This is a genomic window from Pontimicrobium sp. MEBiC01747, assembly GCF_053601635.1.
Genome location: NZ_JBSHNS010000569.1, coordinates 1 through 6,513 on the forward strand (window position 1 = coordinate 1; position 6,513 = coordinate 6,513).

A 6,513-nucleotide genomic window follows, 5' to 3' on the forward strand; every position below is an offset into this window, starting at 1 on the left:
GAGTGGGTTACGAAAACCCAGAGCTAGAATGGGAAAAAGAGCAAGATACTATACAAACTAATGTATTAGGAGCAACCAGAATCTACGATTTAGTTTTTAATTTATTTAAAACACAAGGCTATGGGCATTTAGCAGCCATATCATCAATAGCTTCTTTACGAGGTAATCGAGAATCACCAGCTTATTTTGCATCAAAAGCCTATCAAGTTAATTATTTAGAGTCTTTATATTTAAAAACCAAAGAAATAAAAGGAGGGAAGGTATATATTACAGACATTCGTCCAGGGTTTGTAGATACTAAAATGGCATTGGGAGATGGTATTTTCTGGATGGCATCATTACCAAAAGCAACACGTCAAATCTATAAAGCCATTAAACGAAAAAAGCGACGTGTTTATATTTCTAAACGTTGGATTTTAATAGCATGGGTTTTAAAAATCGTCCCGTCTTGGTTAATTAAAAAAGTAATGTAAATTTGGGGTTTAGAGAATATTAAGAAGACTAACCTTATAAAATATGAGATTCCCGTTTTTACGGGAAATATATTATGAAAAATAAAATAGAAGCAGTAAAAGCATTTCATACCGCCTTTAAAATAGGCCATAGAGAAACACCAAAAGCAGATTTAGGGAGCGATAAAAACACTCTACGTTTTAACTTAATGAAAGAAGAAAACGAAGAGTATTATGAAGCAGCCAATAATAACGATTTAGTAGAAGTTGCAGATGCCTTAGGAGATATGTTATATATATTGTGTGGTACTATTATAGAACACGGCATGCAACATAAAATAGAAGAAGTATTTAACGAAATACAACGCAGTAATATGAGTAAATTGGGAGAAGATGGCGAGCCTATTTACAGAGAAGATGGCAAAGTGTTAAAAGGCCCTAATTACTTTAAACCCAATATTGCAGGAATTTTAGAAGAGTAACAAAAACAAAAAAGCAACCAATTAGGTTGCTTTTTTAATATATGTAAATTTGTTTTGCTAACAGCTAACTTATACCTTGTATCTCCATCCATGAGGATCTTCGGCAGTATTATACTGTATAGCGTTTAATTTTGATTTAAACATAGAAGCATAAGTGTCTTCTAATTTAGGTAACTCATGTTTAAAGTCTTGATGCTTAAACCCTAAAATAGGATTGATAACAGCAGCAGTACCAGAACCAAAAACTTCTTTTAAACTCCCATTTTTAGCAGCCTCTTTAAGCTCACTAACTTTAATAGGTCTAACCTCTACAGGAATTCCGTTGTCTTTAGCCAATTGTATAACACTTTTACGAGTAATACCATCTAAAATTCTATCACTAGTAGGAGCCGTAACTAAGGTGTCATTAATTCTAAAAAACACATTCATCGTACCAGCTTCTTCTAAATACTCATGCGTACTAGAGTCGGTCCAAATAATTTGTTGGTAACCTTCATCATTTGCCAATGCAGTTGGGTAAAACTGAGCCGCATAATTACCAGCAGCTTTAGCATAACCAACACCACCACTAGAAGCACGACTAAATTTTTCAGCAATTTTAACACGAACCTCACCAGCATAATACGATTGCGCTGGAGATAGTATAATCATAAACTTATACTCAGCCGCAGGCGATGCAGAAATAGCAGGTTCTGTAGCAATAACAAAAGGTCTAATGTACATAGAGCTTCCTTCTGTGTTTTTAATCCATTGGTCGTCTAACTTTAATAAAGCAGTTAAACCATCAAAAAAGAGGTCTTTAGGAAAAGCAGGCATAGCTAACCTAGAAGACGATATGTTAATACGCTCTAAATTATCTTCAGGTCTAAATAGCCAAACATCATTTTGTTGGTCTTTATACGCTTTCATACCTTCAAAAACAGCTTGTCCGTAATGGAATACTCTAGCCGAAGGATCTATAGATAAGGGACCATAAGGCATGATTTTTGGCGTTTGCCATTCACCATTTTTATACTCGCAAGAAAACATGTGGTCGGTAAAAACCTTTCCGAAATTTAAATTGTTAAAATCTACGCTGTTAATTTTAGAGTTTTCAGCTTTTACAATGTCTATTTTAGTATCCATTTGATTAGTTTCTTTTTCAGGGTGCAAAAGTACAGAATTAAGACCGATTAAATGCTAAATTAAGCTTAAAATACTATCTTTGTTTATATAATTTACCAACTAATAAAAAATAAAACAATGAAAAAATACGCCGTATTACTTGTAATAATTATTGGACTATTATCATGTAAGAATGAAGAGAAGAAAGAAGAAGTAAAAGCAAAAGCAGAAATAGAGACTGTAAAAAATGTAGAGTACAAATCTTTTGGAAAAGAAATTATAGCAGATGATGCTGTTGCAGCAAAATCAATGATACAACATTATGAAGGATTAAAAGTAGGAGACAGTTTAGATACTAAAATGGTAGCGAAAGTAGAGGAAGTATGTAAAAAGAAAGGCTGCTGGATGAAATTAAATTTAGATAATGGAGAGCAAGTAATGGTTAAGTTTAAAGATTATGGGTTTTTCATGCCAAAAGATATAGTAGGAAAAGAAGTTATAGTAAACGGAAAAGCCTTTGTAAAAGAAGTGTCGGTAGATGAGCAGCGCCACTATGCAGAAGATGGAGGAGAAAGTAAAGAAGCTATAGCTGCCATTACAGAACCAAAACGTACGTATTCTTTTGAGGCCGATGGAGTGCTATTAAAACAATAGTTTGAAACGCGAAATAATAACAACGCAGGATGGCTCTAAAACCATTCAAATTACAGAATGGAATGAGCAATACCATTCCAAACATGGTGCAATACAAGAAGCCAATTATGTCTATTTAAGTAAAGGGTTTCAGTATTATGTTGAAGAAACAAAACAAGAAAGCATTCAAAATGTATCAATCCTAGAAATAGGATTTGGTACAGGATTGAATGCTTTTTTAACATTGTTACAAGCAAAAGCTTTAAATATAAATGTAACATACGTTGGTGTCGAGGCTTACCCTATTGCTCCAGAAGAATTGGAAGCATTAAACTATATAGAAGCCTTACAAGCACAAGCACATACCGAAACATTTAAAACACTACATTCTTGTGTTTGGGGAACAGAACATCAAATCTCAAAACAGTTTAAGTTAAAAAAGGAGCAAAAATTGTTTTCTGAAATAACACATGTAAACAGTTTTGATATTATTTATTACGATGCCTTTGGACCAAGAGTACAACCAGACCTATGGACAGAGCAAATTTTTGAAATAATGTATAAAGCATTAAAACCTAAAGGCGTTTTGGTAACTTATTGTGCACAAGGCAATGCTCGAAGAGCTATGATTAGTGTTGGGTTTACAGTAGAAAAATTACAAGGGCCACCAGGAAAACGACACATGCTTCGTGCAATAAAACAGTAATAATGTTAAAGCTTACTTAAACCACTTGAGAAGCGGTTTACTATTTTGTAAATTTAAATAAAAAAGAAATGCGTGTTTTAATAACAGGAGCAACAGGTTTAATAGGAAAGGAGATTGTAGAAAAATGCCACAATAAAGGTATTGCAGTTAACTATTTAACAACCAATAAAAGTAAAATCTCTAAAAACGAGAATTATAAAGGATTTTATTGGAATATAGAAACAAATACTATTGATGTAGACTGTATAAAGGATGTAGATGTTATTATCCATTTGGTAGGAGCCAGTATTTCTAAACGTTGGACAGACAAACAGCGGAAAGCCATTTTAGATAGTAGAATAAAAACAACAGCACTATTACACAACACACTTAAAAATAACGAACACAGTGTTTCGCACATAATATCTGCAAGCGCTATAGGATATTACCCAGACTCTTTAACAAAGTATTATACAGAACAAGATAAAGACGTAAATACTTCTTTTTTAGGCGAAATAGTACAAAAATGGGAAGCTGCGGTAGATGATTTTAAAACGTTAAATATTGCAATTGCTAAAATACGAATAGGTATTGTGTTTTCTAGTAAAGGGGGAGCATTCCCTCAGTTATCTAAGCCTATAAAATATGGTGTTGGAGCAGCTATGGGAACAGGAAAACAATGGATGTCTTGGATACATATAGCAGATTTAACCAACATATTCATGCATGTTTTAAAGCATAAATTAGAAGGCGTGTATAATGCAGTAGCACCTAACCCTTCAACCAATATGGAAGTAACCAAAGCTATAGCAAAACAAGTAAAACGCCCATTGTTGCTTCCAAACATACCAAGATTTATAATGGCATTAGTGTTGGGAGATATGCATGCTATTTTATTTCAAAGTCAAAGAGTAAGTTCTCAAAAAATTGAAGAGAATGGCTTTAATTTTAAATATTATACATTAAATACCGCTTTAAGCGAGTTGCTCTAGTAAAGTAAAAGAAGTACTTAAATAAAAACGCCATATTTAATTATAAATATGGCGTTTTAAATTGTAGTAAAAATGCAATTAAGCTTTCTTAGCCTTAACAGATATTTTAATTTCTATATCATCCTTAATCATATAATCTCCAAGCTCTGCAGGATCCATAAACTTACCAGAGTTATGTTTTATATCCCATTCTGTTCTATCTATAGTAAAAGTATCACTAGTAATAGAAAGATCATCACCCATAACAGCTACCTTAGCATTAAAAGTTACATTCTTTTTAATTCCTTTTAAAGTTAAATTACCACTTATTTTATTACCAACAACAGATGTTATTTCAAAAGTAGCATTAGGGAACGCTTCAGCATTGAAAAAATCAGGGCTTAATAAATGCTTAACTAATTTAGCATTACCTTCATTTTCGGTAGGAATATCTGTGTTTTTTAGAGTGTTTATATCAAAAACAAAAGTACCACCCACTAATGTTTCTCCCTTTAATTTCGCTTTTCCTTTAGAAACGTTAATTGTTCCCTCATGTCCACCTACAACTTTATTTGCTTTCCATGAAATCATAGATTCTTCAGGAATTGCATTGTAGCTAGATTCGCTAACCACTACTTTTACTTCTTTAGCTTCCTGTGTTTCTGCTTTTTTTACATCGTCCTTACATCCAGTTGCAGCAATAGTTATAGCAACTAAAACAAGACTATTTAATACGCTTTTTTTCATGTTATATTTATATTTAGGTTAAGAATTTCAAAAATAAAGAATTTCAATAATTAAATAGGGGTAAAAAAACTTTAAAAATTATGTGTGACATTTTGACATTTTTATAATATTGGCAGTACTTTTGCCAACATTTAAATGTATTTAAAATTATAAGATACAAAATGAGCAAAGCAAAAGATAATAAGGAAAACATAGTAGAAGAACAAGTTGACGCTACACAAACAGAAACAACAGAAGCTACAGAAACAGTAGAAATGACTGCCGAAGAAAAGCTAAAAGAAGAATTAGGACAGGAAAAAGATAAGTTTTTACGGTTATTTGCTGAGTTTGAAAACTATAAGAAAAGAACGTCTAAAGAACGTGTAGAATTATTTCAAACGGCAAGTAAAGATGTCATGGTGTCTTTATTACCCATTTTAGATGATTTTGACAGAGCATATTCTGAGATTTCTAAAACTAAAGAAAAAGAACTTTTAAAAGGTGTTGAATTAATAAGTCAAAAACTTAAAACAACATTAACTCAAAAAGGACTTTCGGAAATGGAAGTAAAAGCAGGAGATGTTTTTGATGCAGATTTTCATCAAGCTGTAACCCAAATCCCTGCACCAAGCGAGGACTTAAAAGGTAAAATTGTAGATGTTATAGAAAAAGGATACAAATTAGGAGAAACGGTAATACGTTTCCCAAAAGTAGTTACAGGTCAATAAGGCAGACAAGATGGCAAAGAAAGATTTTTACGAAATATTGGGGCTAAGCAAGAATGCTACAGCGGCAGAAATAAAGAAAGCTTACCGAAAAAAAGCAATAGAATTTCATCCAGATAAAAACCCAGATGATAAAAGTGCAGAAGGTAAGTTTAAAGAAGCTGCAGAAGCTTATGAAGTATTGAGCGATCCAGATAAAAAAGCACGATACGACCAATTTGGACACCAAGCTTTTGAGAATGGAGGCGGTGGTTTCGGCGGAGGCGGAATGAATATGGATGACATATTTAGCCAATTCGGTGATATTTTTGGAGGCGGCTTTGGAGGCTTCGGTGGAGGAAGCCGAGGTGGCGGAGTTAGAAGAGTAAAAGGAAGTAACCTACGTATTCGTGTAAAATTAACATTAGAAGAAATTGCTAATGGTATAGAGAAAAAAATAAAAGTAAAACGTAAAGTTCAAGCAGAAGGTACAACTTACAGAACATGTTCTAGTTGTAATGGTTCTGGGCAAGTAACACGAGTTACTAATACTATTTTAGGAAGAATGCAAACAGCAACCACTTGTACAACATGCGGTGGAGCTGGGCAAACTATAGATAAAAAACCATCTAACGCAGATGCGCAAGGATTTATAACTAAAGAAGAAACCATTGCAGTAAAAATACCGGCAGGAGTAGTAGATGGTATGCAACTTAAAGTCTCTGGTAAAGGAAACGAAGCACCAGGAAATGGTGT

The 6,513-nt window shown here is 33.2% G+C and carries 9 protein-coding genes; 7 read left to right on the forward strand and 2 right to left on the reverse strand.

Annotated features, from left to right (window positions below; genetic code table 11):
* Together ACVC2P_RS19000 and ACVC2P_RS19005 are read left to right on the forward strand one after the other, a co-directional pair.
* Positions 1-473, forward strand: a 473-nt coding sequence (locus ACVC2P_RS19000) for an SDR family NAD(P)-dependent oxidoreductase (RefSeq protein ID WP_452600022.1), incomplete at its 5' end; no start/stop codon positions are given.
* 74 nt (positions 474-547) lie between these two features.
* On the forward strand, positions 548-934 hold the full coding sequence (locus tag ACVC2P_RS19005) for a pyrophosphohydrolase domain-containing protein (RefSeq protein WP_452600023.1): 387 nt from the start codon (positions 548-550) through the stop codon (positions 932-934).
* A gap of 69 nt (positions 935-1,003) precedes the next feature.
* Here ACVC2P_RS19005 and ACVC2P_RS19010 read toward each other — a convergent pair whose 3' ends face one another.
* The gene (locus ACVC2P_RS19010; RefSeq protein ID WP_452600024.1) at positions 1,004-2,059 is read right to left on the reverse strand and encodes a branched-chain amino acid aminotransferase; all 1,056 of its coding nucleotides are present in this window, start codon (positions 2,057-2,059) and stop codon (positions 1,004-1,006) included.
* A 117-nt stretch (positions 2,060-2,176) separates the two neighbouring features.
* Here ACVC2P_RS19010 and ACVC2P_RS19015 point away from each other — a divergent pair, with 117 nt between their 5' ends.
* From ACVC2P_RS19015 to ACVC2P_RS19025, 3 genes are all read left to right on the forward strand, one after another.
* The gene (locus ACVC2P_RS19015; RefSeq protein ID WP_452600025.1) at positions 2,177-2,692 is read left to right on the forward strand and encodes a DUF4920 domain-containing protein; all 516 of its coding nucleotides are present in this window, start codon (positions 2,177-2,179) and stop codon (positions 2,690-2,692) included.
* 1 nt (position 2,693) lies between these two features.
* A complete protein-coding gene (gene mnmD / locus ACVC2P_RS19020; protein WP_452600026.1) occupies positions 2,694-3,377 on the forward strand; it encodes a tRNA (5-methylaminomethyl-2-thiouridine)(34)-methyltransferase MnmD in 684 nt (227 codons plus the stop codon).
* A 68-nt stretch (positions 3,378-3,445) separates the two neighbouring features.
* Positions 3,446-4,348 carry a TIGR01777 family oxidoreductase gene (locus ACVC2P_RS19025; protein WP_452600027.1) on the forward strand — a complete coding sequence of 301 codons (903 nt, stop codon included), beginning with the start codon at positions 3,446-3,448 and terminating at the stop codon, positions 4,346-4,348.
* 78 nt (positions 4,349-4,426) lie between these two features.
* Here the strand turns inward: ACVC2P_RS19025 and ACVC2P_RS19030 are convergent, their stop codons facing one another.
* Positions 4,427-5,074 carry a YceI family protein gene (locus ACVC2P_RS19030; RefSeq protein ID WP_452600028.1) on the reverse strand — a complete coding sequence of 216 codons (648 nt, stop codon included), beginning with the start codon at positions 5,072-5,074 and terminating at the stop codon, positions 4,427-4,429.
* Between the two features lie 161 nt (positions 5,075-5,235).
* Between ACVC2P_RS19030 and ACVC2P_RS19035 the strand changes: the two genes are divergently transcribed.
* Positions 5,236-5,781 (forward strand): nucleotide exchange factor GrpE, encoded by a 546-nt coding sequence (locus ACVC2P_RS19035; RefSeq protein ID WP_452600029.1) that lies wholly within the window; start codon positions 5,236-5,238, stop codon positions 5,779-5,781.
* A gap of 10 nt (positions 5,782-5,791) precedes the next feature.
* Positions 5,792-6,513 (forward strand): DnaJ domain-containing protein (locus ACVC2P_RS19040; protein WP_452600030.1); only part of this gene is annotated, 722 nt, incomplete at its 3' end.

Coding starts and splice junctions, on each gene's coding strand:
- ACVC2P_RS19005 (WP_452600023.1), top strand. CDS start 548: ATGAAAAATAAAATAGAAGCAGTAAAAGCATTTCATACCGCCTTTAAA.
- ACVC2P_RS19010 (WP_452600024.1), bottom strand. CDS start 2,059: ATGGATACTAAAATAGACATTGTAAAAGCTGAAAACTCTAAAATTAAC.
- ACVC2P_RS19015 (WP_452600025.1), top strand. CDS start 2,177: ATGAAAAAATACGCCGTATTACTTGTAATAATTATTGGACTATTATCA.
- ACVC2P_RS19025 (WP_452600027.1), top strand. CDS start 3,446: ATGCGTGTTTTAATAACAGGAGCAACAGGTTTAATAGGAAAGGAGATT.
- ACVC2P_RS19030 (WP_452600028.1), bottom strand. CDS start 5,074: ATGAAAAAAAGCGTATTAAATAGTCTTGTTTTAGTTGCTATAACTATT.
- ACVC2P_RS19035 (WP_452600029.1), top strand. CDS start 5,236: ATGAGCAAAGCAAAAGATAATAAGGAAAACATAGTAGAAGAACAAGTT.